19 protein-coding genes and 2 pseudogenes are annotated in these 25,973 nt (G+C 66.7%); 3 read left to right on the top strand and 18 right to left on the bottom strand.

Annotated elements, in window-relative coordinates; genetic code table 11:
- Positions 1 to 111 precede the first annotated feature (111 nt).
- The 3 genes from C1O66_RS20425 to C1O66_RS20415 form a co-directional block, all read right to left on the bottom strand.
- Positions 112 to 804, bottom strand: coding sequence for a hypothetical protein (locus tag C1O66_RS20425; protein WP_102769876.1), 693 nt, complete (start codon positions 802 to 804; stop codon positions 112 to 114).
- Between the two features lie 60 nt (positions 805 to 864).
- The gene (locus C1O66_RS24140) at positions 865 to 2,037 is read right to left on the bottom strand and encodes a hypothetical protein (protein ID WP_207796044.1); all 1,173 of its coding nucleotides are present in this window, start codon (positions 2,035 to 2,037) and stop codon (positions 865 to 867) included.
- A gap of 160 nt (positions 2,038 to 2,197) precedes the next feature.
- Entirely contained in the window at positions 2,198 to 3,634 is a 1,437-nt protein-coding gene (locus C1O66_RS20415) for a hypothetical protein (RefSeq protein WP_165794708.1), read from the bottom strand.
- A 516-nt stretch (positions 3,635 to 4,150) separates the two neighbouring features.
- Between C1O66_RS20415 and C1O66_RS20405 the strand changes: the two genes are divergently transcribed.
- The gene (locus tag C1O66_RS20405) at positions 4,151 to 4,816 is read left to right on the top strand and encodes a dienelactone hydrolase family protein (RefSeq protein WP_102769873.1); all 666 of its coding nucleotides are present in this window, start codon (positions 4,151 to 4,153) and stop codon (positions 4,814 to 4,816) included.
- Positions 4,817 to 4,821: 5 nt separating this feature from the next.
- On the opposite strand, the gene C1O66_RS20400 is transcribed toward C1O66_RS20405, so the two are convergent.
- The 3 genes and pseudogenes from C1O66_RS20400 to C1O66_RS20395 all read right to left on the bottom strand — a co-directional run.
- Positions 4,822 to 6,189: a TIGR03118 family protein gene (locus tag C1O66_RS20400; protein WP_102769872.1), complete on the bottom strand. Its 1,368-nt coding sequence runs from the start codon at positions 6,187 to 6,189 to the stop codon at positions 4,822 to 4,824.
- A gap of 255 nt (positions 6,190 to 6,444) precedes the next feature.
- A pseudogene (locus tag C1O66_RS24745) lies at positions 6,445 to 6,540 on the bottom strand (PEP-CTERM sorting domain-containing protein); the annotation flags it as partial.
- Between the two features lie 42 nt (positions 6,541 to 6,582).
- Positions 6,583 to 7,602 (bottom strand): annotated as a pseudogene (locus C1O66_RS20395) (alkaline phosphatase PhoX); the annotation flags it as partial.
- Positions 7,603 to 7,998: 396 nt separating this feature from the next.
- On the opposite strand from C1O66_RS20395, the gene C1O66_RS23995 reads away from it, so the two are divergent.
- Complete coding sequence (locus tag C1O66_RS23995; protein WP_102769870.1) at positions 7,999 to 8,355, top strand: hypothetical protein; 357 nt, start codon at positions 7,999 to 8,001, stop codon at positions 8,353 to 8,355.
- Here the strand turns inward: C1O66_RS23995 and C1O66_RS20385 are convergent.
- The 11 genes from C1O66_RS20385 to C1O66_RS20330 all read right to left on the bottom strand — a co-directional run bounded on the left by C1O66_RS20385 (position 8,336) and on the right by C1O66_RS20330 (position 21,439).
- Positions 8,336 to 9,169, bottom strand: a complete 834-nt coding sequence (locus tag C1O66_RS20385) for a tetratricopeptide repeat protein (RefSeq protein ID WP_102769869.1) — start codon at positions 9,167 to 9,169, stop codon at positions 8,336 to 8,338. The two genes, C1O66_RS23995 and C1O66_RS20385, sit on opposite strands and share 20 nt — an antisense overlap.
- A gap of 84 nt (positions 9,170 to 9,253) precedes the next feature.
- Positions 9,254 to 10,165, bottom strand: coding sequence for a hydroxymethylglutaryl-CoA lyase (locus C1O66_RS20380; protein ID WP_102769868.1), 912 nt, complete (start codon positions 10,163 to 10,165; stop codon positions 9,254 to 9,256).
- A 673-nt stretch (positions 10,166 to 10,838) separates the two neighbouring features.
- Complete coding sequence (locus C1O66_RS20370) at positions 10,839 to 12,836, bottom strand: acetyl-CoA carboxylase biotin carboxylase subunit (RefSeq protein ID WP_102769866.1); 1,998 nt, start codon at positions 12,834 to 12,836, stop codon at positions 10,839 to 10,841.
- A gap of 97 nt (positions 12,837 to 12,933) precedes the next feature.
- Complete coding sequence (locus C1O66_RS20365) at positions 12,934 to 13,227, bottom strand: hypothetical protein (protein ID WP_102769865.1); 294 nt, start codon at positions 13,225 to 13,227, stop codon at positions 12,934 to 12,936.
- A gap of 89 nt (positions 13,228 to 13,316) precedes the next feature.
- Complete coding sequence (gene bioB / locus C1O66_RS20360) at positions 13,317 to 14,393, bottom strand: biotin synthase BioB (RefSeq protein WP_102769864.1); 1,077 nt, start codon at positions 14,391 to 14,393, stop codon at positions 13,317 to 13,319.
- A 24-nt stretch (positions 14,394 to 14,417) separates the two neighbouring features.
- The gene (gene bioD / locus C1O66_RS20355; protein ID WP_102769863.1) at positions 14,418 to 15,122 is read right to left on the bottom strand and encodes a dethiobiotin synthase; all 705 of its coding nucleotides are present in this window, start codon (positions 15,120 to 15,122) and stop codon (positions 14,418 to 14,420) included.
- Positions 15,119 to 16,348, bottom strand: a complete 1,230-nt coding sequence (gene bioF / locus C1O66_RS20350; protein WP_102769862.1) for an 8-amino-7-oxononanoate synthase — start codon at positions 16,346 to 16,348, stop codon at positions 15,119 to 15,121. Before bioF ends, bioD begins: the two co-directional genes overlap by 4 nt.
- A complete protein-coding gene (bioA, locus tag C1O66_RS20345; RefSeq protein WP_102769861.1) occupies positions 16,338 to 17,717 on the bottom strand; it encodes an adenosylmethionine--8-amino-7-oxononanoate transaminase in 1,380 nt (459 codons plus the stop codon). Before bioA ends, bioF begins: the two co-directional genes overlap by 11 nt.
- A gap of 19 nt (positions 17,718 to 17,736) precedes the next feature.
- Entirely contained in the window at positions 17,737 to 18,537 is an 801-nt protein-coding gene (locus C1O66_RS20340) for an enoyl-CoA hydratase/isomerase family protein (RefSeq protein ID WP_102769860.1), read from the bottom strand.
- Complete coding sequence (locus C1O66_RS20335; protein ID WP_133155310.1) at positions 18,534 to 19,700, bottom strand: dienelactone hydrolase family protein; 1,167 nt, start codon at positions 19,698 to 19,700, stop codon at positions 18,534 to 18,536. Before C1O66_RS20335 ends, C1O66_RS20340 begins: the two co-directional genes overlap by 4 nt.
- Before the next feature lie 125 nt (positions 19,701 to 19,825).
- On the bottom strand, positions 19,826 to 21,439 hold the full coding sequence (locus tag C1O66_RS20330) for a carboxyl transferase domain-containing protein (RefSeq protein ID WP_102769858.1): 1,614 nt from the start codon (positions 21,437 to 21,439) through the stop codon (positions 19,826 to 19,828).
- A gap of 193 nt (positions 21,440 to 21,632) precedes the next feature.
- Here C1O66_RS20330 and C1O66_RS20325 point away from each other — a divergent pair, with 193 nt between their 5' ends.
- On the top strand, positions 21,633 to 22,364 hold the full coding sequence (locus C1O66_RS20325; protein WP_394341045.1) for a TetR/AcrR family transcriptional regulator: 732 nt from the start codon (positions 21,633 to 21,635) through the stop codon (positions 22,362 to 22,364).
- Between the two features lie 755 nt (positions 22,365 to 23,119).
- On the opposite strand, the gene C1O66_RS20320 is transcribed toward C1O66_RS20325, so the two are convergent.
- Positions 23,120 to 25,963, bottom strand: a complete 2,844-nt coding sequence (locus C1O66_RS20320) for a TonB-dependent receptor domain-containing protein (RefSeq protein ID WP_102769856.1) — start codon at positions 25,961 to 25,963, stop codon at positions 23,120 to 23,122.
- Positions 25,964 to 25,973 lie beyond the last annotated feature (10 nt).

Below are 25,973 nucleotides of genomic sequence, written 5' to 3'. Positions count from 1 at the left end.
TGACGCCTCAACTCCTCGCCGATGCCACTGGGCATCGCCTGTGGCCGTCTCGGCGCCATTGGCTGCGACCTGGGCGCACGCAATTCCCGCGTCCCTCGTGAAATATCCGGGCTAGCTGCGCGCCGCCGCCTCCATGCAGCGGACAAACAGGCGCCGGTGCGCCAGCTGCTCGCTGCGCTCGCGATCCAGGCTGTAGACCGCCCCGACGATCTGCTGCACCTCGGCCGGCGGCCGCGACAGGCCGATGCCGCGCTGCGCGATCTGCGTGGCCTCGGCCAGGGATCTGCCCAGGGCCTTGTGCACCTCGGCCTGGGCGGCCAGATGCAAACGGCTGAAGCAGCGCTGGCTGTCAGACGACGCCAAGGTCGGCGCAAGAGTCGGCGCCGAAGGCAACACCTGACCCTGGGCTGCCAGGCATTGCTGCAGCTGGATCTGAGCCAGGCGGGCGGGATCGTGGCTGCTGGCCCAGGCATCGGCCAGCTCGCCGCGGCGTTGCTCGGCCTGTGGGTTGAGCGCGCCTTCGGTCAGATCGCGCCGCACCTCCTCGTCGCTGGCCTGCCCCAGCAGCTTGAAGCTCAGGCCGATCTGCAGATCGAGAGCCAGGCTCAGGCAGCGCCGGACCGGATTGAGCTGTTCCGACAGCGCCAGCTGCGGCCAGGCAGGCGGCGGCGGCTGCGAAGCACAGCCTTGCAAGGCCAGCGCCAGGGTCCCGAGCAGCAAGCTCAGCCCCTGCAGCGGCGCCAGGCCCGCATCCGCAGCGTATTGGCCGGCGCTGCGCAGGCGGCTCAGGTGTCCCTCGGTCATGGTCTTCCCTCTTGAATGGCGGGCCGGACGATTCACGCGCGGCCCGATGGACGAGCGGGCTCAGAAGCCCGGCAGCTCCTTCATCTCCACGGTCTTGTCGCTGAACTGGATGCGCTCAATGCTGCGCAAGACCAGGCGCGCGCCGTCCGGGCTGCCACTGAGCAGATGGGCGTCATGCTGACCCAGCGGCGGTGTTACCACAAAGCGGAAGGGCCCAAAGGCATTGACCCGGCTGAGCTTGGCCTGCTGGCTGGAAAAACCGAGCACCAGGGTGTCGCGCGCCAGCCCGCCATCGACCAGGGACAGCTTGTCGCTGGCGGTCTTGAGTTCGATCACATCATTCCCATTGCCGGCGTAGATCAGATTGACCGCCTGCGGCTTGCCCACGATGCGGTTGCCACCCTCGCCGCCATAAAAAGCCGCTTCGGCCTTGGCGGCATCGCTGCCCGAGCCAAACGCCGCCAGCTGGACGGTGGTGGGGGCATCCGTGCCGAGCGAGGCCGCACTGTGCTCCACCCGCAGGTCCACGAGTGCGGCGCCGGCATTGCCGCTGGTCTCCACCTTGACGAAGACAGAGCCATCACGCAAGGCCAGCAGAGGATAGGCGAGCTGACCCAGGCTGCCGATGCGATCGGGCTCATTCACACCCGCATAGAGCTGATAGCCAGCCTCGTCGTAGACGGTCAGATTGAATGACCAGTCATTGCTGCTGCTGAAGCGATAGAAGTTCCCCTTGCGCAAGACCACCCGGTACAGGCCCGCGCCCAGAACATCGGCGCGCTGCTCCCAACCATGGGCATTGGCCGGGGCCGGCTGGAACTGAGATGCGACCAAGGTCTTGGCTGCCTGTGCCGCGCTCTCGGTCAGACGCCACTCACTGTCGTAGGCCGTGGGCTTGGCAATATAGGGCGAATGGACCGCCAGAGCCGTTGATGAGGGCGGCGTGGTCGGCGTGGTCGGCGTGGTCGGCGTGGTCGGCGTGGTCGGCGTGGTCGGCGTCGTCGGCGTCGTCGGCGTCGTCGGCGTCGTCGGCGTCGTCGGCGTCGTCGGCGTCGTCGGTGTCGTCGGTGTCGTCGGTGTCGTCGGTGTGGTGGGTGTCGTGGGTGGCGCCGCGGTGGGGCTGTCTCCGCCGCCGCCACCGCAAGCGCTCAGCGCCCCAACCATCGTCAGGCAGGCCAGCGCCAGGCGCGAGCGGCTCTGGATCGAGGCCTGATCGTTCAACAACATCGTCATCTTCAAATCTCACTCCCTCGGTTCGTGATTGGATCTGTGGGGCCGGCGACTGGGCCCGGCGGGCGGTGCAGCCTTGCCCTGTGTTCAACGCCCCCCACAGCGCGCTGGCAGACAGCGGTCTTGCGGATGCGGGCGAGGACCGCACCGTCGTGTTTGTGAGTCAGGGCCGGTCCCAGCGCCAATCCAGGGGCAGCCAGCCTTGGCGGAACAGCTCCTGTTGTCGATGCCAGGCCGGGTCCTGCAGCTTGCAACGCCCGCCGTCTTCGGGCGCCCAGCTGCAACCCATGGGGGTGAGCGCGTTCTTCATGCGCTGGATCAGGGCCGCGTCCAGGGGCGCCTCGGGCGCCATGTCGGGGGCCAGCTGGCTCTTCAAGTGGATGAGCCGGCTCAGGGCCTGAGGCGCAGACCACGAGGTCGTGGCATGGGGCACCGGCCCGAGATCCAGGCCATAGACAGAATCGGTGATCAGCGGTGGCGAGGCATTGACCTTGGGCGGAAAGCTGTCGTTCACCATGCCGGTGCTGATGAAGACATCGACCCAGCGCCGATCCTCCGCATTGGGCTCCAGCACTTCGGGCCGCTGCACCCCGGTCACGCCATCGGCCGGCAGCTGCGCTGCGGCGGGATGAAACAAGCTCACGCGCACCCGGTTCGCCAGCGGCAAGGCCTCCAGGGGGTGACTGCCGGGCGATAGCGCCACGCCCGCGGCCTGAACACCCAGCACGCCGGGGCTCTCGAACAAGCTCGCATACAAGGGCCGGAAGGCCATGATCAGGCCCTGCGCCTCGCTGGCGCTGAGCGAGCCGCCACAGGCCAGCGGTCCCCAGCTGTCCGGCAGGTTCGAGGTGTCCAGGCCGCCGGACAGATTGACGTAGTCGACCCCATGGCGCTGCATCACCGCACTCAGGCTTTGTGCCATGCGCTGCACGCCCTGCTCCAGCGCCGCCCAATCCTTGGCGCAGACGGCAGCACGGTGGGCACGCATCAGGGCCGTGATCGGGATCGGGTCCAACACCACAAAGCCCGCTTGCGGGTTGGACTCGACCAGCTGAGCCAGCACCATATTGCCGTGCGGCACCCGATCGACCATGGCGAAGTCACGCGGTCCGCGCAGCAAAGGCCGCAAGGCGCTCAGCCAATCCGCCGGCACATACGTCGGCCGCTGCTGACCGCCGGCGTCGCGGTACTGAAACCCGTCGATGCCACGCAGCAGCTCGGCACCCCAGCGAGGCGTGCTCTCGATCACCGGGTCATGGACTTCCACCAGGCCGCTGCTTTCGCTGACGCGGTAATAGCCCAGCATGCGCGAGCGATAACGCAGCGTGGCGGCGTGGCCGATGCCGCTGTCGACCAGCAAGATGGTCTGATCGGCGCGCAGCTTGGCCGGCAGCGCCTGTCCCTCGGAGAATCGGATCTTGCGCAGCGCTTCGCACCCACCCGTTTGGCTTTGCTGGCAATCCAGGGACTCGATCCTGGCCTTCTGCTCGGCCACCCAGGCATCGACCTGCTGGCGCAGACGCAGCTTGTCGATGCCATCGGGCCCGGGCGCCGGCGCCGGACCGGGCGGCTGCACCGGCGGCGGCGCGGGGGGCGGCACCTCGCTTCCACCACCCGCACCACCTCCGCCGCCGCCGCAAGCCGCCAGGCAGGCACTGAACCCCCATGCCCAGAGCCCCGCAATCCAGGGCCGGCGAGCGGCGGGCGCCAACCTCGGCACGGCGGCTTGGCTGTCAGATGTCAAGTTCCATGTCACGGCGGGCTCCTCTCACACCTCGTTCTGCATCTTCCTAACGCGCATCAGCAGCAGACAAGGCGCGGATGCAGGCGCTGCGCAGTCTAGGATGATCGCTGTCATGGCCAGCCCATCGATGGCGTCGCCGGATCGCTGTTCGCCCGACTTTTGGGGGATGCCTGCGCCACGGTTCGCAGCCACGCCAGCCGAACGCTGAAGGACGCGCCAAAACGCTTGGGTCTGCAAGGCTGGCTCGTCCATGGCAGGATGCCGGCCTCGCCGCCCTGTTCACCTTCATCGCCCGCGCCACCTCGGCGGACGCCAGGTCGGCACGACACCCACCGAGGTGAGGATTCATCACCCATCAGCAAGGAGCAGCCCATGGCCCAGATGATCGAGTTCCAGCGCCCCGACGGCGCCCACAGCCCCGCCTACCTGGCCCTGGCCTCACGGCCCGATGCGCCGGGTTTGATCCTGTTACAGGAATGGTGGGGGCTGAACGACAACATCCGCGCCACCGCCGACCGCTATGCGGCGGCCGGCTTTCACACCCTGGCGCCCGATCTCTACCGTGGCCGCCAGGCCAGCGATGCCGACGAGGCCAGCCACTTGATGAGTGGACTGAGCTTTGCCGACGCCACCCACCAGGACCTGGCCGGCGCCCTGCGCCATCTGCGCGAGCACTGCGGCAGCCCCAAGGTCGGGGTCAGCGGCTTTTGCATGGGCGGCGCACTGTCGGTGGCGGCCGCCGTACATGTGCAGGGGCTGTCCGCCGCCAGCTGCTTCTACGGCATCCCGCCGGCGGATTTTGCGGCGCCGCAGGACGTGGCTATCCCCTTCCAGGGCCACTACGCCGACATCGACGATTGGTGCACGCCCGAAGCGGTGCGAGCCTTCGTGGCCCAGCTGCCGCCGGGCGCAGAAATCCACCACTACCCGGCCGCCCACGGCTTCTTCAACAGCAGCCGCGCCCATGTGTATGACGCGGCCTGCGCCGAGCAGGCCTGGCAGCGCACGTTGACTTTCCTGCGCGCGCGCCTGGGCTGAGGCGCTCAGGCCTGGCGGCGCTGGCGACAGGCCTGCAGGCCGCGCCGGCCCAAGAGACCCAGCAAACCCAGGCTCATCAAGACCACCGTGCCGGGCTCGGGCACCGGCGCCAGCTCCAGCTTGCCCAGCAGGCCATCGCGCTCTTCGTCCGGGCCGGCGGTGAAGTACAGGGCATTGGCGTCGCCCAAGGCCACGCCGTTGCCAAAGGTCAGGCCCCAGATGCCGTCGATGCTGATCACCTCGCCCTGCGCATCGCGCAGATAGCCCAGCGATGCGCCGGTGTTCACGTCGTAGCCGGCAATCGTGCCGTCGCCGAAATTGGCCACCAGCAAGGCGCCGGCAAAGGCGCCAAAGCTCTGCGGCGCCATCGCCATGCCCCAGGGGGCGTTGAGCAGGCTGTGGTCGGAGAAATCCTGCAGCAAACGACCGTCGCGGTCGTAGGCGGCGATGCGGCCAAAGCCGGCGCCGGGGATCTCCTCGGTCGGCTCATCGATCTCGAAGGAGTTCTCGGCCCAGGCCACATAGACCCGGTCGCCCATCACCTGCACATTGAAGGGGTGGTAGCTGGCGGCCAGGCCCTCGGGCCGGGCAAAGCTGCCGGCGGCGGTGACGTCCTGCCATTGGTTGTCAAAGGTCTGGATGCGGCCGTTGGCAAAGTCAGCGGCGTAGAGGCGGTTGTCGGCCAGCTTCTGGCCCTGGGCATCCAGGCGCCAGGCATCGGTCGTCATGGCCACGCCGGTGTAGCCCGGTGCCACGCGCAGGCCTTGGGCGGCCGGCTGGATCAGGGAGTAATCCTTGACCACCACCGCCTCCAACATGCCGGGGTTGGTGCCGCTGCGCCAGGCATTGATGGTGCCATCCATGGTCACGAAGACGAACTTGGCCGAGCCTTCGATGACACCGGCGCTCTGGCCGTTGTTGTAGTTGACGGCCGGGCCGCCGACCTTGAATTCCAGCGGCTGGCCGGCCACATCGCTGGCAGCGTTGTAGACCTGACCGGTCACCTGGGCGACACCGTCACTGCCGGTGGAGAAGGGGTCGCGGTCTCGCGCGCTGGTGACGATGGGCACGAGCTTGAGCCCGTCCTGATGCAGGGGCAGGCCGTTGACGTCGCCGATGTAGGTGGTGGTGGTGCCGGTGCCGGCATTGCTGGTCCAGATGTGGCCGCCAATGCCAGGCGGGCGCAAGGCAATGCCCCAGGGGTTGACCAGATCGGGGTCCACCAAGGCGGTGGGTTTGTACTTGTCGCTGTTGGCGACCAGATTGGTCTGCACAAAAGCATTCAGGCCCGAGCCAGAAGCTTGGGCCACGCCGCTGAGGGCGAGAACGCCCAGGCAAGCCAGGGCAAGGCGGGACAGGGAGTGAGGCAGCATGATGGCGCGGGTCCGTCAGGGTTGGGCCGACAGGCTGGCTTGCACGCCAAGAACAGGGGCTGGCTTGCTGTCGAAATTCAAAGTCAGGGGCCTGGAACGATCACAGGCACCAGGAATACATGCCCTCGGAACGCGTGGCACCGAGGGCTGAAACGGCTGCACCCGGAGGGCGCACCCGAGGCTTCAGACCACCGGCCCGGCGCTTGTAATGGCCGAGCCGGTGCTGAGGCGCGACTCGCGCGCTCGCTCGCTCGCTCAGGCCTGTTGACCCTTGCGGCGGCGAGCCACGAAGCCGACCAAACCCAGTCCGCCGAGCAGCAAGGCGTAGGTTTGCGGCTCCGGCACGGCCGTGATCTGCACCAGGCGGTCCACACCGCTGCTCGGGTGCTGCACATTGACGTAGGCCACATTCGGGTTGACCGTGTCGAAGTACAGGCCGGTCGGCTCGGCGCCCACAGTGCTCAGGCTGGCCCACTTGCCCACGGCATCGGCCACACCGTCACCGTCGGCATCCTTGGCAAACCAGATGTCGGCCTTGCCACCGTCCTGGTCTTCGATGACGTAGATGTTGCCGTCGGCATCGATGGCCAGGTTGTCCGGGTTGCTCCAGGTGGCACCAACCTTCTGACCGGTGGCCATGTCGATGGTGTTGTTGTCAGCGAAGAGCTTGACCTCGTTGCTGTCCAGGTTCAGCGAGTAGACGCGACCACGGCCGTTGCTGCTGCCGCCATCGTTGTCGGAGTCGGTGGTCGTGAAGTAGACGATCTGCTTGCCATTGGCCAGGGTGCGGATCTCCAGGTCTTCCGGACGGTTGTAGCCGGTGCCACGCACATTGGCGTTGACCGCGGTGGCGCGGCCATCGATGGTGCCGTCGGCCAGCACGGTGGAGATGCCAGCCAGGGCGCCGCCATTGGCGTTGGTGATGGCCACCCAGGAGGCGCCGCCGGTGATGGCGGAACCGTTGTTGCCTTCGAACTGGGCACCCGCACCGACCTTCAGCACAAAGGTCTGACCGGCTGCGAAGTAGTCATTGCCGTTGTTGGCGTTGGGGTTGGCCGACACGTACTTGAAGATCGAGCCGCCGTTGAGCTCGTCCACGAAGTAAAGATTGTTCTGCTGGTCGAAGGTCAGGCCTTCATGCGAGACACGCGGCAGGATGCTGCGCTGGATGAAGTTGCCGCCATTGGCCGCGGCCGTCGTGGCATTGGTCAGCTCGAACAGGCGGCCACGGGTGCTGCCGTTGCCCCAGGACTCTTCGGCCGTCAGATAGCTGCCCCAGGGCGTCCAGCGCGAAGCGTCACCGGCGACAAAGCTCTGCGTGCCCGGCGCGACGATGGTCACGGTGCGAGTGGCGTAGTTGTTGTCCCACAGGTCCACGCGCTGCACGCCCGCGGTGTTGGTCTCGAAGGGCATGAAAAGGTAGCGGCCACGATCCGGTCCGGTCTCGTTGGCGGTGATCATGTCCCAGGAGCCGGAGTTGCTGCCGGGCACCCGACCGTTCTGCGTGGCGCGGTCGGCCAGAATGGCCTGGCTGAAGTTGGTCGAAGAGAGCTTGAACGGGGCCGTCTCGGGCAAGGCGCCCGCGGCCACATTACCGACCATGGGCGTGAAGTTGGAGAACTGGCTGAGTCCGGCGGAAGCGCTTTGGCTCAGAGCAAGAAGACCGAGGCCGGCAACGGCGGCGGCAATGCGGGAAAGAGAGAACGTCATGATGAAGGCAACTCCGAATGGCGGGCTTGAAGAACTGGCGGCTGCTGTCTTGATTCAAGACCTGCGGCCGCCAGTGTCGGCAAGTGCCATGACTCGGCCATGACCCGCTTCCCCCTCGGATATGCCAAATGGATCATGCCCGCCATCAGAGGCGGGCGCTCTCAGCCGCCGCGTTTGGCGAGCATCGCCCGCGCCACGCGCGACACCGGCGCTCTGGCCGTTGCTGTAGTTGACGGCCGGGCCGCTGACCTTGAATTCCAGCGGCTGGCCGGCCACATCGCTGGCGTCGTTGTAGAACTGACAGGTCACCTGGGCGACGCCGTAACTGCCGGTGGCGAAGGGGTCGAGGTCACGCGCGCTGGTGACGATGGGCACGAACTTGAGCCCGTCCTGATCGGCCTCGCCACCATCCCGGTCGTCGATGACGCAGCCGCCTTCAGCGCTTTTTCTCGCTAGCCTCTTGCTCCGCCACCAGCGCCTGAAAGGCCGGGAGCTGCCGCAATTGCGGATGCCGGGCCTTGATGATCACGATCAGGTTGCCGGCCAGACGGGTATTGCCCTGCTTCACACTGATCGCCAGCGCGGCCATCACGGCAGCCGGGTCGCTGGTGAGCGCCGGATTGAGTTCGTAGGCCTGCTCCAGCATGGTCTCGGCCTGTGCAAAGTCGCCAAGATTGACATGCGCCAGCATCAGCGCCTTGTAGTGGTCGTAGCGATCGCTGCTGGCCGGGCCGCGCAGCGCGGCCTGCAGGGCCTGGATTGCGAGCCGGTCCTCGCCGCTGGCCAGCAGGGCGAAGCCGTGCAGGGCCTGCGCTTCGGCGTCGTCCGGGTTCTGGCGGGTCAGGCTGGCCAGAGTCCGGAGCAACTCGGCCCAGCGCGCGGGCTCCTTGTCGGCATCGGTCTGCCAGTAGGTCAGCCACAGGCGGGCCAGACGTTGCTCACGGGCATACGCCTTGCCGCCCTCCGGCAGCGCGTCCAGCTGGGCCCGGGCGCCCGCGTGGTCGCCATTGAGCATCTGCACCTGGGCCAGTCGAATCTCGTAGATCCCACTGCCCTTGCAGCGGGCGCCTTCGGCCTGCCAACGCTTCAGCAGGGCCGGATAGCCGTTGTCCGCAGCCCGGGCCGCCCGGGCCTGGGCCACGATTTCAGCGGACAGCTGCTGGTAGGCCCGATCACAGGCCTGGGGCGTCTCCGCCCGAACAGCGCCGGCCAAGCACAGACCGGCCACGGCGGCCAGCACTCCGGCGCGCGCGCGCAGCTTCAAACTCATGGTTTCTCCCCCAGATGATTGTTATCGCCCCGGCGCGCCGATGCGAACGCAGGGGGCTGGCGAGTGTAGCTCGGGCTGGGCCGCTCAGCCCTGGCGTTTGGCCAGCAGCGCCCGAGCCACCCGCGAGACCGGCGGTCGGCCCAGCACGCCGGAGATGAAGGCGCCGGCGTCGACCAGACGGTCCAGATCGATGCCGGTGTCGATGCCCAGACCGTTGAACATGAAGACCACATCCTCGCTGGCCACATTGCCGGTGGCGCCCTTGGCATAGGGGCAGCCGCCGAGGCCGGCGACGCTGGTATCGAAGTGATGCACGCCCAGCTCCAGGCAGGCGTAGATATTGGCCAGGGCCTGGCCGTAGGTGTCGTGGAAATGCCCGCTGACCTCCACCAGCGGGTAATGCTTGAGCGCCCGTTCCATCGCAGCCTGCACCTTGCGTGGCGTGCCCACGCCGATGGTGTCGGCCACGCCCAGGTGATCGACACCAATGCCCTTCATCAGCTGCACCACGCGCTCCACCTGATCGGCGCTGACGTCCCCCTCGTAGGGGCAGCCCACTGCGCAGGACAAGGCGCCGCGCACCTTGATGCCGGCTGCATGCGCGGCCTCCACCACGGGCACGAAACGCTCGATGCTCTCGGCAATGCTGCAGTTGATGTTCTTCTGGCTGAAAGCCTCGGAGGCCGCCGCAAACACCACGATCTCGTCGGGCCGGGTCGCCAGGGCCGACTCGAAGCCCTTGAGATTGGGCGTCAGCACCGAATAGCGCACGCCAGGCTGGCGGGCGATGGCCGCCATCACCGCCGCGTTGTCCGCCATCTGCGGCACCCACTTCGGCGACACAAAGCTGGTGACCTCGATCTCCTTCAGGCCCGCCGCCTGCAGCAGGGCCACCAGCTGCGCCTTGTCCTCGGTAGACACCGCCTGTTTTTCGTTCTGCAGGCCATCGCGAGGACCGACATCGACGAGGGTGACGTGGGTAGGTAGCTTGCTCATTCAAAACTCCTCATTGCTGGGAAAGACTGCAGTCGGCATGAAGCGGACGTCTGCTGTATGGTTCGTTCTCGCTGCGGTGACTCGGCCCGCCGCCGGGCTCATGGTTCGCGGGTCGGCTCTGCGCGCCGACTCCCCTCGGTGCTCACTCCGCGGCTCAGCGGCGCCAAACTCCCTCCGTTCGCTGCGCTCACTGTGGTCAAACAGTGGCGCCGAGTCAGCGCTTGAAGCGCGTGAGTACACGCGCCTGAGCCGCTCCGCTGCGCCCTCGGCCGCGCACAAATCGCCCGTCGGCGGGCCGAGCCACCTTCGAATTGCGCGTTCTCCACCGTCGCGGGGCAGATCGATCGCGATGGAAGCGCCCTGCAGCTCGTGCCGCTGCCGGGCGATTTGTGCAGGGCCGAGCAGCACAGCGCCTCGGGGCGCGCGCGTACCCGCGCGCTTCAAGTTCTGACTTGGCGCTTCTGTTTGAACGAAGCGAACGCAGGGAGCGAAGTGAGCTATGCGCCAGCCCCGAGGCGCGAGCAGCGCAGGGAAGTCGGCCCGACTGGGCCGACCCCGGAACCATGAGCCCGGTAGCGGCACGGGCTGCAGGGCCACACGAGAACAAGCGACCGACGGCCATGTGCCACTTGTGGCCCCCGGCGCCCCGAAGCTCATCGCGCGCCCCGTCGCCTCAAGCCTCGAGCCGCAGCAACTCGGCGCCGTCGCCGATCTGGTCGCCCACGGCGAACAGCAGCTCAGCCACCACCCCGTCCTTGGGCGCGTTGATGGTGTGTTCCATCTTCATGGCTTCCATCACCGCCAGGGGCTGGCCCTTGCTGACTTTGTCGCCCACCGCCGCCAGGAAGCTGACCAGCTTGCCGGGCATGGGCGCCGTCAGGCGGCCAGCCTCCGCGGCGCCGTCTCCGGCATGGGCCAGGGCGTCGATCTCGGTCAGATAGGCACTGCCTTGCGGTGCGAAGACAGCCACGGTCTCGCCATCGGCATAACTGTTCACCCGCACACGCTGCTGTGCCAGGCCAGAGCCCAGCAGAAGCTCATGCTGTTCCAGGCTGCTGGAGTTGACGGCAAAGGCCAAGGCCTCGCCGCCGTCGATGCTCAGCTGCATGCCGCCCTGGTGGTGGCGCGAGAGCAGCACCGCATGGCGCTGACCGGCCACCTCCAGATCGAATCGACGCGCCGAGGCGCCGAACAGGCGCCAGCCATCGCGGCGGCTCCAGGGGTCGGCATCCTGCGACTGAGCCTCAGCCGCCAGGGTGTGGGCCACCACGGCCGCCGCGCTGATCTGCAGCGGCAAGCCGGGCTGCTCGAACAGGGCGGCGCGCTCGCGCTCGATCAGGGCCGTGTCCAGATCGGCCGTGGCAAACGACGCCGTGGCGGCACAGCGGCGCAGAAAGGCCACATTGGTTTGCAGGCCGACGATGTGGGTGTCGCGCAGCGAGGCGTCCAAACGGGCCAGAGCTTGCTCACGGTCCTCGCCCCAGACGATCAGCTTGGCGACCATGGAGTCGTAGAAGGGGCTGATGGCATCGCCCTCCCCCACGCCCGCATCGATGCGAACCGGGCCGCGCTCGAAGGCCACATGAGCCGGCCAGCGTGCCACGTTCAGCGCGCCAGTGGCGGGCAGGAAGCCGGCCTCGGGGTTCTCGGCGCAGATGCGTGCCTCGATGGCATGGCCGTGCATGCGCAGCTCGTCCTGCTGCAGCGGCAAGGGCTCGCCCGAGGCCACGCGCAGCTGCCACTCGACCAGATCCTGGCCGGTGATCGCTTCCGTCACCGGATGCTCAACCTGCAAGCGGGTGTTCATTTCCATGAAATAGAAACGGCCGTCCTGCTCGCAGATGAACTCCACGGTACCCGCGCCCACATAGCCCACCGCCTTGGCCGCGGCCACCGCCGCACCGCCCATCTGGGCGCGGCGCTCGGCCGTCATGCCCGGGGCGGGCGCTTCTTCCAGCACCTTCTGGTGGCGGCGCTGCACCGAGCAATCGCGCTCGAAGAGATAGACGCAGTTGCCCTGGCTGTCGCCAAAGACCTGGATCTCGATATGGCGCGGGCGCTGCACATAACGCTCGATCAGCACCGCATCGTCACCGAAGCTGTTGATCGCCTCGCGCTTGCACGAGGCCAGCGCGGCATCGAACTCATCGGCGCTGTAGACCGCGCGCATGCCCTTGCCACCACCGCCGGCGCTGGCCTTGATCAGCACCGGGAAACCGATGCGCACGGCCTCGGCCTTGAGCAGGGCCGGGTCTTGATCGGCACCGTGGTAACCGGGCACCAGGGGCACACCGGCCGCTTCCATCAAGCGCTTGGACTCGGCCTTCAAACCCATGGCCTGGATGGCGCTGGCCGACGGGCCGATGAAGACCAGGCCATGCGCGGTGCAGGCCTGCGCGAACTCTTCGTTCTCGCTCAAGAATCCGTAGCCAGGGTGCACGGCCTCGGCGCCCGTGGCTTTGGCCGCGTCAATGATGCGCTGCCACTGCAGGTAAGAATCCTTGGGCGCCGGGCCGCCGATCAGCACCGCTTCGTCACAAGCCTGCACATGGCGGGCCTGGGCATCGGCCTCGGAATACACGGCCACGGTCTTCACGCCGAGACGGCGCGCGGTGGCGGCCACGCGGCAGGCGATCTCGCCGCGGTTGGCAATCAAGATTTTTCTGAACATCTGAAACGTCTCCTGGGTCTTCTTTGATCGGGCGGTGGCGAGGGCCACCTTGGCTCGCTCCGGTCAACTCACAAGCCAAGCAATTCAATCGGCAGGCCTAAGCCAACAGCACCATCACGCCTCGAAGTGCCAAAGCAAGTCCTGCTCCGTAGGCCAACAACTTGCACAGGCGTGGCATGGGCTCCCAAACCAACAGCGCCCGCGGGCGCTTGAAGGAAGCCGGATTCAGCACGAAAGACGAAACGACACAACCCACAAACAGGGCTCCCAAGACAGCTTGGAAATCAGCTCCCTTCACGAGCAAGGGCGCCAGTGTCACGACGAGGGCGAACACGGAAAAGAAGCTTCCAATGATTCGCTCCCGGATACCCAGGGTTTTCCAATCCAACATACCAAGCTCCCGATTCACAACCCACTCACGACCCACGAGAGATCCAGACTTGGCCCTTCAACAGCCAAGGAGAGCCCACGCCTCCTCGCTCAATGCGAGGAGCAGCCCTTCTTCTCGCATGCTGCTTCTTGCGGCACCAAATTCGCCTCGCTGGCGCAACGCATGCCCAGGCGGTTCAGCAGGGCGCGGTCTTTCTCGGCCTGCGGGTTGCTGGTGGTCAGCAGCTTGTCGCCGTAGAACATGCTGTTGGCGCCGGCCAGGAAGCACAGGGACTGCATGCTCTCGGGCATTTCCTCGCGGCCGGCCGAAAGGCGGACCATGGCGCGCGGCATGGTGATGCGGGCCACGGCGATGGTGCGGATGAACTCAAAGGGGTCGAGCGCTTCGGTGCCCTTGTCGGCCAGCGGCGTGCCTTCGACCTGCACCAGGTTGTTGATGGGCACCGATTCCGGATAGGGGCTCAGATTGGCCAGCTGCACGATCAGGCCGGCGCGCTGGCGGCGGGTTTCACCCATGCCGACGATGCCGCCGGAGCAGACCTTGAGGCCGACATTGCGCACGCGGTCCAGGGTGTCCAGGCGGTCCTGGTAGGTGCGGGTGGTGATGATCTGGCCGTAGAACTCGGGCGAGGTGTCGAGGTTGTGGTTGTAGTAGTCCAGGCCGGCTTCGGCCAGCTGTTCGGCCTGGCCTTCACCCAGCATGCCGGCGGTCAGGCAGGTCTCCAGGCCCATCGCCTTGACCTCCTTGACCATCTCGCCGATGGCTTCCAGATGGCGCTCCTTGGGCGAGCGCCAGGCGGCGCCCATGCAGAAACGTGTGGCGCCATTGGCCTTGGCGGCGCGGGCGGCTTCCAGCACCTCTTGCAGGGGGATCAGCTTTTCGGCCTTGAGGCCGGTGTCGAAATGGGCCGACTGCGGACAGTAGGCGCAATCCTCTTCGCAACCGCCGGTCTTGATGGACAAGAGCGTGGACAGCTGCACCGCGTTGGCATCGAAGTTCTCGCGGTGCACTTGCTGGGCTTTGAACAGCAGGTCGTTGAAGGGCAGATCGAACAGGGCCACCACCTCGTTGACGGTCCAGGGCTTGGCGTTCTGGCGCTCGGCGTCCGTGGTCGGCGTCAGCGATTGGATCTGGTTGGTGGTTTGGGTGTGGGAAGAGTGGCTCATGGCGATTTCCAGGAACAGCAGGTGTCAGGGAGCGGGTGCCGCAGCCACGAGGGCCTCTTGCACACGCGCGAGATTCAGATGGGCGGCCACGGCCGCTGCGGAAGGGTCAGACAGGCGGGGCACATGGCCCCAGCAGGGCGCGGCCAGGGCCGCGTCCAGCGCGGCCAGATTGTCCGCCACATGGGGCATGGCGGCGTCCACGGTGTTGGCCACCCAGCCGACCAGGGCCAGGCCGCGCGCGCGCACGGCCTCCGCCGTCAGCAAGGCATGGTTGATGCAGCCCAGGCGCAGGCCCACGACCAGGACCACGGGCAGGCCCAGATCCTGCGCCAGATCGGCGGTGTCAAAGCCTTCGCTCAGGGGCACGCGGAAACCGCCCACCCCTTCCACCAGGGCCAGATCGCCCAGGGCGACGCTGGCACGGACGGCGGCCAGCAGCAGCGCACGCTCGATGCGCTGCCCTTCCAGGGCGGCGGCGATGTGCGGCGCACAGGCAGCGCGGAACTGCAAAGGCCCGACCTGATCGGGGCGCATGCCCAGACGCTGGGACGCGTGCAGGCGCTGCACATCCTCGTTGACCCACTGACCGTCGATCAACTCCTGGCCGGCAGCCAGCGATTTGACCGGCGCCACGCGCAGGTCGGCTTCGGACAAAAGATGGGTCAGGCCGGCGGTGATGCTGGTCTTGCCGATTTCGGTGTCGGTGCCGGTGATGAAGAAACCTCTCATGCAGCCACCTTGTCCATGTCCGCAGCAGCTGCGTTCAAAGCCGACAGCAACTGATCGACATCCGCCTCGCTGTGCGTCGCACACAAGGTGATGCGCAGCCGCGCCTCGCCCTTGGGCACGGTGGGCGGGCGGATGCCCGGCACGCGGATGCCTTCGCGCTCCAGGCGCGCGGCCAGGGCCATGACCTCGGCATTGCCGCCGACGATCAAGGGCTGAACAGGGGTGTCCGACGGTGCCAGGCGCCAGCCCAGGGCCGGATGGCGGGCCAGCAAGCCCTCCACACCCACGCGCAGCCGCGCCTGCAACTGACGCAGGTTGGCACGCCGGGCCTTGCCTAGATCGCCCTCGATCAGGGCAAAGCTGCTCAGCAGCGCATGCTCAACGGCCGGCGGCGAGGCGGTGGAGAAGATGTAGTTGCGGGCCGCCTGCAGCAGGTACTGGGTGACCGTGGCATGGGCCACGACGAAGGCGCCGGCCAGACCAGCCGCCTTGCCCAAGGTGCCGACCAGGATCAGGCGCTCGCTGCGCAGGCCGAAGTGTTCCAGCGAACCACGGCCGTGCTCGCCCAGCACGCCAAAACCATGGGCATCGTCGACGATCAGCCAGGCATCGAACTCTTCAGCCAGGGCCAGCAAGGCCGGCAGCGGCGCCAGATCACCGTCCATGCTGAAGACCGCATCGCTGACGATGAGCTTGACCTTGGCCGTGCTGGCGGCCAGCAGCTCGCGCAGCGCCGCCACATCACCATGGGCATAACGCTTGACTTGCGCGCGCGCCAGGCGGGTGCCGTCGATCAGCGAGGCATGGTTCCAGGCCTCGGAGAAGATCTCGGCCTCTTCATCGCCCAGCGCAGTGACCACGGCCAGATTGGCCATATAGCCGGTGCAAAAACCGAGGGCGCGGGCTTCGGGGATGTGGGGTGTGAGCCAGCGACCGAGGGTCTCGGCCACCTGCTCATGGGCGCGGCTGTGGCCGCTGATCAGAGGCGAGGCGCCGGAGCCGCCGCCGTAAATCTGGGCGCCTTCGATCAAGGCCTCGCGCAGCGCGGGCTCGGCGGCCAGGCCCAGGTAGTCGTTGGAACAGAACATCAGCAGCTCGCGCGTGCGGCCGTCGGCGCCGCGCACCTGCTGGCGCGGCGCGGTGCCGCTCTCGGCCTGGCGCAGAAAACGCGTCAGGCTCTGGGCTTCGATGGTGCGCAGCTTGGCGCTCAGGTGATCAAGCAACATGGACTTCTTTGCTCAGGGTCTGGGCGCTGCTCTCGGTCGACTCGGAAAGCACCTCGTCCAGCGTCAGGCGCACGGCGCGGGCCAGGAAGGCGGCCGCTTCGGCATCAATCAGATAGGGCGGCATCAGGTACACGGTGCCGCCGATCGGGCGGATCAGCAGCTCATGGGCGCGTGCGGCCAGATGGAAACGCTCGGCAAAGCGCAGGCCCGGCTCGATCACATCGAAGGCCAGCACCATGCCCTGCTGGCGCAGATGGGCCGCGCGCGGGTGCGAGGCCAGCGGCGCGAAGGCCTGATTCAAAAGCTGGGCCTGCTCGGCATTGGCCTGCAGCTGGCCGGCATCGAAGCGGTCCAGCACCGCATTGGCGGCGGCACAGGCCAGGGCATTGCCGGTGTAGGAATGCGAATGCAGGAAGCCTCGGCTGACGTCTTCGCTCCAGAAGGCCTGGTACACCGCTTCGGTCGTGAGCACCAGGGACAGAGGCATGGTGCCGCCGGTGATGCCTTTGGACAGCGTGATGAAGTCGGGCCACTGGTCGGGAGCTTGAGGCTGGGCATGCTCCCACGCGAAGAACATTCCCGTGCGGCCGCAGCCCATAGCAATCTCGTCAACGATCAGGTGCACCTCGAACTCGGTGCACAAGGCTCGCAGGCCGCGCAGATAGGCCGCGTCGTACATCACCATGCCGGCGGCGCCTTGCACCAGGGGCTCGATGATGACGGCGGCGATGTACGCGCCGCGCTCGCTCAGCAGCGCGCGCATGGCGGCCAGGGCGTCAGCCTCGTTGCCCAGGCGGGCATCGGGCGACTCCACGATATGGGCCCGCATCAAGAGCGGGTCGTAGGCGTCGCGGAACACCTTGACATCGGTCACGGCCAGAGCGCCGATGGTCTCACCGTGGTAGCCGTTCTTCAGGCAGACGAACTCGCGCTTCTCGGCCCGGCCAGTGTTGCGCCAGCTGTGGAAGCTCTGCTTGAGCGCGATTTCCACCGCGCTGGCGCCGTCGCTGCCGAAAAAGACATGGCCCAGGGCGCCAGCAGTGCGCGCGCTCAGGCGCTCGGCCAGGCGCACGGCCGGCGCATGGGTGCAGCCGGCCAGCATCACATGGGGCAAGGTGTCGAGCTGCGACTTGATGGCGGCGTTCAGGCCCGCATCGGTATGGCCGAAGAGATTGACCCACCAGGAGCTGTTGGCATCGAAATAGCGCCGGCCCTCGTAGTCGTAGAGCCAGGGGCCGGCACCACGGGCGATGGGCAGGGGAGGCACCACTTCGGCGCGCGCCATCTGCGTGCAGGGGTGCCAGACGGCGGCCACGCTGCGGCGCTGCCAGTCCTGCTGGGGAGTCAACGGAGTACTGATGGAAGTCATCAAGGGAATCGACGTGAACTCAAGCCAGCCAGCTCGGCCGGCTCTTGTTCAGAAAGCTCTGCACACCTTCACGCCCCTCCTCGCTGGCACGGATGTCAGCGATGCGGCGCGCGGTGTCATCACGCAGCGAAGCCGTGATTGTCGCGTGTGCGACGTCCTGCACCAGGCGCTTGCAGGCGCGCACCGCGGCCGGGCCGTTGGCGCAGAGGGCGGACAGCAGGGCTTCGACCTTCTCATCCAGGGTCTCGGCCGTGGCCAGCTCGTGGACCAAGCCCAGGCGATAGGCCTCGGCTGCACTGAAGCGCTCGGCGGTGATGAAGTAGCGGCGCGAGGCCTGCTCGCCCAGGGCGCGCACCACATAGGGGCCGATGGTGGCCGGCAGCAGGCCGAGCTTGGCCTCGGACAGGCAGAAACCCGCCGTGTCCACGGCCACCACCACATCGCAGACCGACACCAGGCCCACGCCGCCGGCATAGACATCGCCCTGCACGCGGGCGATCACCGGCACCGGGCAGCTGTAAATCGTCCACAGCATCTCGGCCAGGCGGGAGGCGTCGGCATGGTTTTCGTCCCAGCTGTAGCCGGCCATGGCTTTCATCCAGTTGAGATCGGCGCCGGCGCAAAAGGCCTTGCCCTCGGCGGCCAGCACGATGGCGCGCAGAGCTGGGTCCCGGCCCAGTTCCGCGAACGCAGCCGTGAGCTCGGCGATCACGCCCTCGTTGAAGGCATTGCGCACCTCGGGGCGGTTCAGGGTGACGCGGGCGATCTGGCCCGAGGGGCCGCTGCGTTCGATCTTGAGGCTGCTCTGCTGTTCACTCATGGCTGCTGCTTCTTTCTGTTCCACACCACGGCGTCGTCCACCGCGTACAACTGACAGGTTTGGCTGCTGTAACGCTGGCAAAACGCCAGCGCCCGCGCCACGGCCGCATCGCCAAAGGCATAGCCGGTGCGGCCCTGCGCATTGAAGGCAAAGGCGCGCGGCTTCTTGGCTGCGAGAAATTTTCGGTAGCTGTCCTTGGCGCCAGAGCCGCTCAAGGGCAAGGCCGATTCGTCCTGCACATCCAGCTCGGCATTGGCCGGCGGCACGGCGATCACACCGGGGGTGCTGAAGCCCAGCTGGGCCAGAAACTCCTCGACCAGGGGCTGCCAGCTGTCACTGCCGGCGCTGAACAGCGTATGGCCGTCTTCGCCGAAGGCAGGCAGAAGCCGGTAGTCCAGCGCGGCGCCAGCCTCGGCAAAGGCCTTGGCCCAGCTGCGGCTGAAGCGAGGCCCGAAGTAGCGATCGTTCTCGGCGTAGACCCAGAGCGATCTGAGCTGGGGCGAGTTCTGTGCGATCAGCTCGCCATAGGCCTTGTAGATCAGGCGCAGCTGGGTGCCGCCGCAAGGCTCGCCGGGATGTTTGTCCGGGTCGCCGCCATGGCCGCCGGCGAAATTGATGGCTGCCACCTGCCCCGGCAGACCGGCCGCCGTGGCGGCCATGGTCGAGATGCCGCCGACGGATTGCCCAAGCAGCACCACGCGCTTGGCATCGATGTCCGGCTGCTGCTGCATGTGAGCCGCCACGGCCAAGATCTGTGAGGCCGCCGCCGCCAGGGCCGGCGCAAAACGCGGCTCGCGGCAGGAGATGCTGCTCTCCGGGTCACCCGCCTCGGCCAGCTCGCCATAGCCCAATCGCAGGGGCACGGCCACGGCAAAGCCTTTGCGCACAAAGTAACGGGCGGCCGTCTCGAAACGCGGGCGCTTGTACTCGGCACGCTTGTCGGTCGAGCGGCCATGGCTGATCAGCACCAGGGGGAAAGGCCCAGGGCCGGCCGGCCTGAAGGTGGTGACCAGCAGCTCACCTTTGCTGGACTTGCCAAAGGCATCCTGCACCTCGACCGGCACGCGCAGGATCTGCTCGCGCACATCGAGATGCAGGCGCTCGGCGTCCGCAGCGGGAGCTACGATCGCGGTGTCGCTGGCTTGCGAATGCGCAAGGCTCACGCCCACCAGCAGCGAGGCTGCCAGAAGGCACTTCAGAGCTCCCGGCAGAAAAGCGCGGCACCGCAGGCGTTCAAACTGGGCCATGAGGTTGAAGAGGGTCAGGTCTTGCCTAGCCTTGCGGCCCATCACATGCGGAAGACGCCGAACTTCGTCTCGCCAATCGGCGCATTCATGGCCGCCGACAGGCCCAGAGCCAGCACCCGGCGGGTGTCGGCCGGGTCGATCACGCCGTCGTCCCAGAGGCGGGCGCTGGCGTAGTAAGGGTGGCCTTGGTCTTCATACTGCTGGCGGATCGGCGCCTTGAAGGCTTCTTCTTCCTCGGCGCTCCAGCTGCCGCCCTTGCCTTCGATGCCATCACGCTTGACCGTGGCCAGCACCGAAGCGGCTTGCTCGCCGCCCATCACCGAGATGCGGGCATTCGGCCACATCCAGAGGAAGCGCGGCGAGTAGGCGCGGCCGCACATGCCGTAGTTGCCGGCACCAAAGCTGCCGCCAATGATGATGGTGAACTTGGGCACCTGGGCACAGGCCACGGCGGTCACCATCTTGGCGCCGGCGCGGGCAATGCCCTCGTTTTCGTACTTGCGGCCGACCATGAAGCCGGTGATGTTCTGCAAGAAGACCAGCGGGATCTTGCGCTGGCAGCAGAGCTCGATGAAATGCGCGCCCTTGTTGGCGCTCTCGGCAAACAGAATGCCGTTGTTGGCGACGATGCCGACCGGCATGCCCTCGATATGCGCAAAGCCGCAGACCAGGGTGGCGCCGTAGCGAGCCTTGAATTCGTCGAACTCGGAGCCGTCGACGATGCGGGCGATGACCTCGCGCACATCGAAGGGCTTGCGGGTGTCGGTGGGGATCACGCCGTGCAGCTCGGCCGCATCGAACAGCGGCTCGCGCGGCGCTTGCAGGCGCTGCTGCTGTGCGCCAACCTTCCGCCAGTTCAGCGCCGCCACCGACTGCCGGGCCAGGGCCAGGGCATGGGTGTCGTTGTGGGCCAGATGGTCAGCCACGCCCGAGAGCCGGGTGTGCACATCGCCGCCACCCAGGTCTTCGGCCGTCACCACCTCGCCGGTGGCCGCCTTCACCAGCGGCGGGCCGCCCAGAAAAATGGTGCCCTGGTTCTTGACGATGATGGTCTCGTCGCTCATGGCCGGCACGTAGGCGCCACCGGCCGTGCAGGAACCCATGACCACAGCGATCTGCGGAATGCCCTCGGCGCTGAGGTTGGCCTGGTTGAAGAAGATGCGGCCGAAGTGATCGCGATCCGGGAAAACCTCGTCCTGGTTGGGCAGGTTGGCGCCACCCGAATCCACCAGGTAAACGCAAGGCAGGCGGTTCTGCGCCGCGATCTCTTGCGCGCGCAGATGCTTCTTGACCGTCATTGGGTAGTAGGTGCCGCCCTTCACCGTCGCGTCGTTGCAGACGATCATGCAGTCCACACCCGAGACGCGGCCGATGCCGGCGATCATGCCGGCGCCGGGCGCGGCGTTGTCGTACATATTGAGCGCAGCCAGAGGTGCCAGTTCCAAAAACGGCGTGCCTGGATCCAGCAGCATCTCGACCCGGTCGCGCGGCAGCAGCTTGCCGCGGGCGGTGTGCTTGGCGCGCGCGGCCTCACCGCCGCCTTGGGCGATCTGCGCCAACCGGGCATTGAGGTCGTCAATCAGGCCCCGCATGGCCTCGGCGTTGGACTTGAAATCTGCCGAGCGGGCATTGAGCTTGGTGGTCAGCTGGGCCATGGGGTCTCCGAAAAACAGCGGCCTGAATCGAGAAAGCAATCGCTCGATCCGGTCGCGGATGAGTTCAACTCAAATTCTGTATCCAAGCGTGCCTGCGTTCAGCCAAGCACACCGAGGCGCGAAGAATAGGCCAGAGCACGAAGGCTGGCAAGCCCGACTTGAGTTTCACTCAATTATTGCGCAGAATCGCGATGTGAGCCCACCCAAGCCCTCCCCCTCTCCAGCCGTCAGGACCGCTGCCGCCAAGGCCCCGGTTCGCCGCGCCCCCGCCGGCGCCAAGGCCGAGCAGCGCGTGCGCGACATCCTGCGCGTGGGCCGCGAGGTGTTCGCCGAACGCGGTTTCGAGCGCGCCACCACCACCGAGATCGCCGAGCGTCTGGGCGTGTCCGAGGCTACCGTGTTCACCTACTTCCGCGGCAAGCGGGAGCTGTGCATGCGGGTGATCGCCGATTGGTACGACGAGATCATTGGCGAGATCGAGGCCGGCCTGCCGCGCGAGGCGTCGGTGCGCGAGCAGCTGGAGTTCATGGTTCACACCCATCTGCGCCTGTTTCTGATCCAAGGCACGGGCTTGTGTGCCCTGGTGCTCTCGGAAGGCCGGCGCAGCGGCGACGACAAGCTCGGCGATGGGTTTGTCGAACTACAGCGCCGCTACACCGCGCCCTTGATGGACCTGCTGGCCCGCGGCCAGGCCAGCGGCGAGCTGCGCGCCGACATCCCGCTGCGCCTGCTGCGCTCCCTGGTCTTCGGGCCCATGGAGCACATGCTCTGGGAAGTCATCCTGACCGGCCGCCAGATCGACACCGACCGCAGCGCCCGCGACCTGGTCGCCCTGCTCTGGCCCGCCCTGCAAGCGCCAGAGCAGGAACTGCAGCGCCTGCGCGTCCTGCGTCAACAATTGGAAGCAGCGCTGGCCCTGGGCTGATCTGCGCGTCGGCTGCTTTCGGCACGAAGCAGCCTTTGGTGGTTTTGCTCGTGAGGCCCTGCAGCCCCTGCCGCCACCGGGCTCATGGTTCCGGGGTCGGCCCTGTCGGGCCGACTCCCCTGCGCTGCTCGCACCTCGGGGCTGGCGCATAACTCACTCCGCTCCCTGCGTTCGCTTCGTTCAGACAGAAGCGCCAAGTCAGTTCTTGAAGCGCGCGGGTACGCGCGCGCCCCGAGGCGCTGTGCTGCTCGGCCCGGCACAAATCGCCCGGCAGCGGCGCGGGCTGCAGGGCGCTTGCATCGCGGGCGATGTGCCCTTCGACGGTAGAGAACGCCACCTCCGGAGGGGGCTCGGCCCGCCGACGGGCGATTTGTGCGCGGCCGAGGGCGCAGCGGAGCGGCTCAGGCGCGTGGTCCCACGCGCTTCAAGTGCTGACTCGGCGCCACTGTTTGACCACAGTGAGCGCAGCGAACGGAGGGAGTTTGGCGTCGCTGAGCCGCGCAGTGAGCACCGAGGGGAGTCGGCTCGCAGAGCCGACCCGGGAAGCATGAGCCCGGCGGCGGGCCGAGCCACCGCAGCGAGAACGACAACCCAACAGAGGTCCGCAAAGCGCCGCAAGCCGGCAAACCGTAAACAGGGCAGACATAAAAAAGGCCGGCATCAAGCCGGCCTTTCAGGTTCATGCTCAAGGGATTCGGGATCCAAGCCGCCTCTCGCGAGTCGGCTCGAATCCGATACCCCCAGGGCAGCTCAGATCACCAGAAGGTGTACTCGGCAGCCAGACGCAGCATGCGGCCTTGGACGTCTTCACGTTCCGGGGGGATCACGCCACCAACGCCGAAGCCACGGTAGTCCACCGGGGCACGGGTGCCCAGGATGTTGCGGACGTTGGCGCTCAGCTTCAAGGCCTTGATCGGGTTGTAGCTGACGTTGTAGTCCAGACGCGAGTAGGCGCCATAACGGCACTGATCAGCGTTCAGCTTCTTGGTTGAGGCACAGTCATCTGGAGTCCAGGCCGGCGCATTGAAGTCGCCATTCAGGGCCGTGCTGTTCTGGTAGTGGAAGGTCAGGGCTTGAGCCACCGAACCCACGCTGTGGCTCAGGGTCAGCTTGGACTTCCAGCGCGGCGTGCCGTAGCGGCCGGCCATGTTGTCGCCGTAGCCCTTGCGAGCAGCGCTCCAGTAGTACAGATCGGTGGTGTAGGTCAGGTCCAGATCGGCACCGAATTTGCCCACTTCCGTGGCCACCTGACCCTTGACGGTCACGTCCCAGCCCGAGGTCTTGGTGCGGAACAAGTTCTCGAAGGTCGAGGTCACCGACAGCAGACGGCCCGCGGTCACGCCGTACTTGGCGCGCGCAGCGGCATCGAAGATCTGGTCGTTGGCCAGGTCTGCACGACCGATGACGCCCGGAGTCAGGGTGTCTTCGATGTTCAGCAGGTCGTTGACGCTCTTCAGGCCGATCTCGTCCTTGCGCTCGATGCGCCAGTAGTCGATGGTGGCGCTCAGATCCTTGACCGGCGAAAAGGCCAGACCCAGCGTCGCAGTGCGGCTGGTCTCAGGCTTCAGCGAGGGGTTGTAGGACACGATGCTGGCCACACCGCGCGAACATTCGCCAACCACGTTGTCGGCTTGCGCCGTCAGCAGCTGCTTGTCCGGGTTTCCGGCAGGCAGTGCGGCAGCTTGAGCCTTCAAGTCGTCGGCGTAGTTCGTTGCCTTCTTGCACCGCTTGGGATCGCTGATGCCGTTGTTGAAGGCGAACTTGGTCGAGGGGGCGTTCTCGGTCAGGTTGGGAGCGCGGAAACCGGTTTCCAGCGTGCCGCGGAACAGCAGTTCCTTGCTCGGCTGGAAGCGCAGAGCCAGCTTGGGCGAGAAGTGCGCACCGAAGCCAGGGAACTTGTCCACGCGACCGGCGGCTTGCAGCTCCAGACTCTTGAAGATGGGCAAATTGCCTTCGAGGAACACGGCGCCGTAGTTGCGCGAAGCGTTCGAGCGCACCGAGCCGAAGCCGACGATGTCGCCGCGCTCCAGGCCGCCGGTGGGTGTGATCTGCACTTCTTCGCGACGGACTTCAAAGCCCGTGGCCACGTTGATGGCGCCAGCCGGCAGGCTGCCGTACTCGCCGCTCAGCTTGCCGTCGATGAAGTACTGCTTGACCTCAGCGTCGTAGCCGTAGGTCGGGAACAGCTTGGCCAGCACGGCGGCCGAGTTGACCTGACCGATCTTGTAGCCATTGGCCTTGTTGAAGAAGTCAGCGTCCAGCTTGGTCTTGGTGTAGTCGCCGATGACTTCCTTGAAGCCGGATTCGCTGAACGCGCCGCGCTGGTCCATGGTGGTCTTGCCACCCATCACACCCGCAGCGGTGTCCCAGTCGAATGCGCCCCAGACGCCCTTCAGGCCGGCCAGGACGCGGTACTGATCGGTCTTGACCAGTTTGTGCGCATCGGAATCGGAGAAGCGATAGCGGAACTCAGCTTCGGCGCCCGTGTTGTTCAGGGGGTGCTCGGCAGGCAGGCCACGGTTGCTGAAGCTCTTCAGACCATTGGTCTGGGGGTCGCCCCAGACGGTCGTGCCCAGAGCCGTGCCGTAAGCGTTGTAGGCACTTTCGTAGTGAGTCTTGGTGGTGGAGAACAACACTTCCGAGTAGGCCTGCAGCTCTTCATTGATCTGCAGCTTGCCCGAGACCAGAGCGGTTACGCGCTCTGCCTTGGGCGTGGCTTCGAAACGCTCGTAGCGATCGTACTGGCACAGGCCACCGATCAGGTTCGCCTCCGTGCAGCCTGCCAAAGGCTTGAGTGCGTTCTTGCCATTGCTACCCTTGCTCATGACATTGCCCGGGTAAGCGTAGGTCGAGGGCGTGCCAAAGCCCGTCGAGAAAGCAGCGTAGGCCGGATTGGAGTCACCCACGACCTCGTTCCACATCACGCCGTTGCGCTTGTACAGGTCCACATTGGCCAGCACATTGAAGCGGTCGCGGGCGAGGTCGCCGTAGCCACCGGTCAGGGTCAGGCCCTTGTCGTTGAACTGGCTGTTCAGCAACGAGGCTTCGCGGTTGACCTTGCCGATCAGGCCTTGGAAGTCACGGCGGGTGACGATATTGATCACACCTGCCACGGCATCCGAGCCATAGATGGAGGAGCCACCGCTCTTCAGCACTTCGACGCGCTCGATGGCCTCAACCGGCAGGGAGTCGATGTTGGTGAAGGTCTGGTTGTAATCGGCCAGCGGGTAGCTGGCGACACGGCGGAAGTTCAGCAGCACCAAGGTGGACTGCTTGCCCAGGTTGCGCAGCGAAGCCGAAGAGGCGCCGCCGGCAAAGCTGTTGCTGCCGCCCAGGTCGCTCAGGCTGCCGGTGCTGGCAGCCAGTTGCTCGACCAGCTGGCGCACGGTGGCCACACCGCTCTTGGCGATGTCTTCGCGGCGAAACACAGCCACCGGCGAAGCGCCTTCGGCGTCCACACGCTTGATGTGGCTGCCAATGATTTCAACGCGCTCCAGCGATTGCGTCTCGGCGGCAAAGGCGGTGGAGCAAGTCAGGGCGCTGGCAAATGCAATGCCAGTCAGGGCCAGGGGAGACTGGCGCTTGAAAGTACGGGACATCAGGGATCCT

Origin of the sequence: Paucibacter aquatile (genome assembly GCF_002885975.1) — a bacterium.
In the GTDB taxonomy this organism is placed as follows: domain Bacteria; phylum Pseudomonadota; class Gammaproteobacteria; order Burkholderiales; family Burkholderiaceae_C; genus Paucibacter_A; species Paucibacter_A aquatilis.
Note: the sequence above shows the minus strand (reverse complement) of the source record. Positions and strands in the feature narration are given on the sequence as shown.

What these genes read in the sequence shown, in the direction of transcription:
- C1O66_RS20425 (WP_102769876.1), bottom strand. Translation starts at nt 804, where the DNA reads ATGACCGAGGGACACCTGAGCCGCCTGCGCAGCGCCGGCCAATACGCT.
- C1O66_RS24140 (WP_207796044.1), bottom strand. Translation starts at nt 2,037, where the DNA reads ATGACGATGTTGTTGAACGATCAGGCCTCGATCCAGAGCCGCTCGCGC.
- C1O66_RS20405 (WP_102769873.1), top strand. Translation starts at nt 4,151, where the DNA reads ATGGCCCAGATGATCGAGTTCCAGCGCCCCGACGGCGCCCACAGCCCC.
- C1O66_RS20400 (WP_102769872.1), bottom strand. Translation starts at nt 6,189, where the DNA reads ATGCTGCCTCACTCCCTGTCCCGCCTTGCCCTGGCTTGCCTGGGCGTT.
- C1O66_RS23995 (WP_102769870.1), top strand. Translation starts at nt 7,999, where the DNA reads ATGACCCGCTTCCCCCTCGGATATGCCAAATGGATCATGCCCGCCATC.
- C1O66_RS20385 (WP_102769869.1), bottom strand. Translation starts at nt 9,169, where the DNA reads ATGAGTTTGAAGCTGCGCGCGCGCGCCGGAGTGCTGGCCGCCGTGGCC.
- C1O66_RS20380 (WP_102769868.1), bottom strand. Translation starts at nt 10,165, where the DNA reads ATGAGCAAGCTACCTACCCACGTCACCCTCGTCGATGTCGGTCCTCGC.
- C1O66_RS20370 (WP_102769866.1), bottom strand. Translation starts at nt 12,836, where the DNA reads ATGTTCAGAAAAATCTTGATTGCCAACCGCGGCGAGATCGCCTGCCGC.
- C1O66_RS20365 (WP_102769865.1), bottom strand. Translation starts at nt 13,227, where the DNA reads ATGTTGGATTGGAAAACCCTGGGTATCCGGGAGCGAATCATTGGAAGC.
- bioB (WP_102769864.1), bottom strand. Translation starts at nt 14,393, where the DNA reads ATGAGCCACTCTTCCCACACCCAAACCACCAACCAGATCCAATCGCTG.
- bioD (WP_102769863.1), bottom strand. Translation starts at nt 15,122, where the DNA reads ATGAGAGGTTTCTTCATCACCGGCACCGACACCGAAATCGGCAAGACC.
- bioF (WP_102769862.1), bottom strand. Translation starts at nt 16,348, where the DNA reads ATGTTGCTTGATCACCTGAGCGCCAAGCTGCGCACCATCGAAGCCCAG.
- bioA (WP_102769861.1), bottom strand. Translation starts at nt 17,717, where the DNA reads ATGACTTCCATCAGTACTCCGTTGACTCCCCAGCAGGACTGGCAGCGC.
- C1O66_RS20340 (WP_102769860.1), bottom strand. Translation starts at nt 18,537, where the DNA reads ATGAGTGAACAGCAGAGCAGCCTCAAGATCGAACGCAGCGGCCCCTCG.
- C1O66_RS20330 (WP_102769858.1), bottom strand. Translation starts at nt 21,439, where the DNA reads ATGGCCCAGCTGACCACCAAGCTCAATGCCCGCTCGGCAGATTTCAAG.
- C1O66_RS20320 (WP_102769856.1), bottom strand. Translation starts at nt 25,963, where the DNA reads ATGTCCCGTACTTTCAAGCGCCAGTCTCCCCTGGCCCTGACTGGCATT.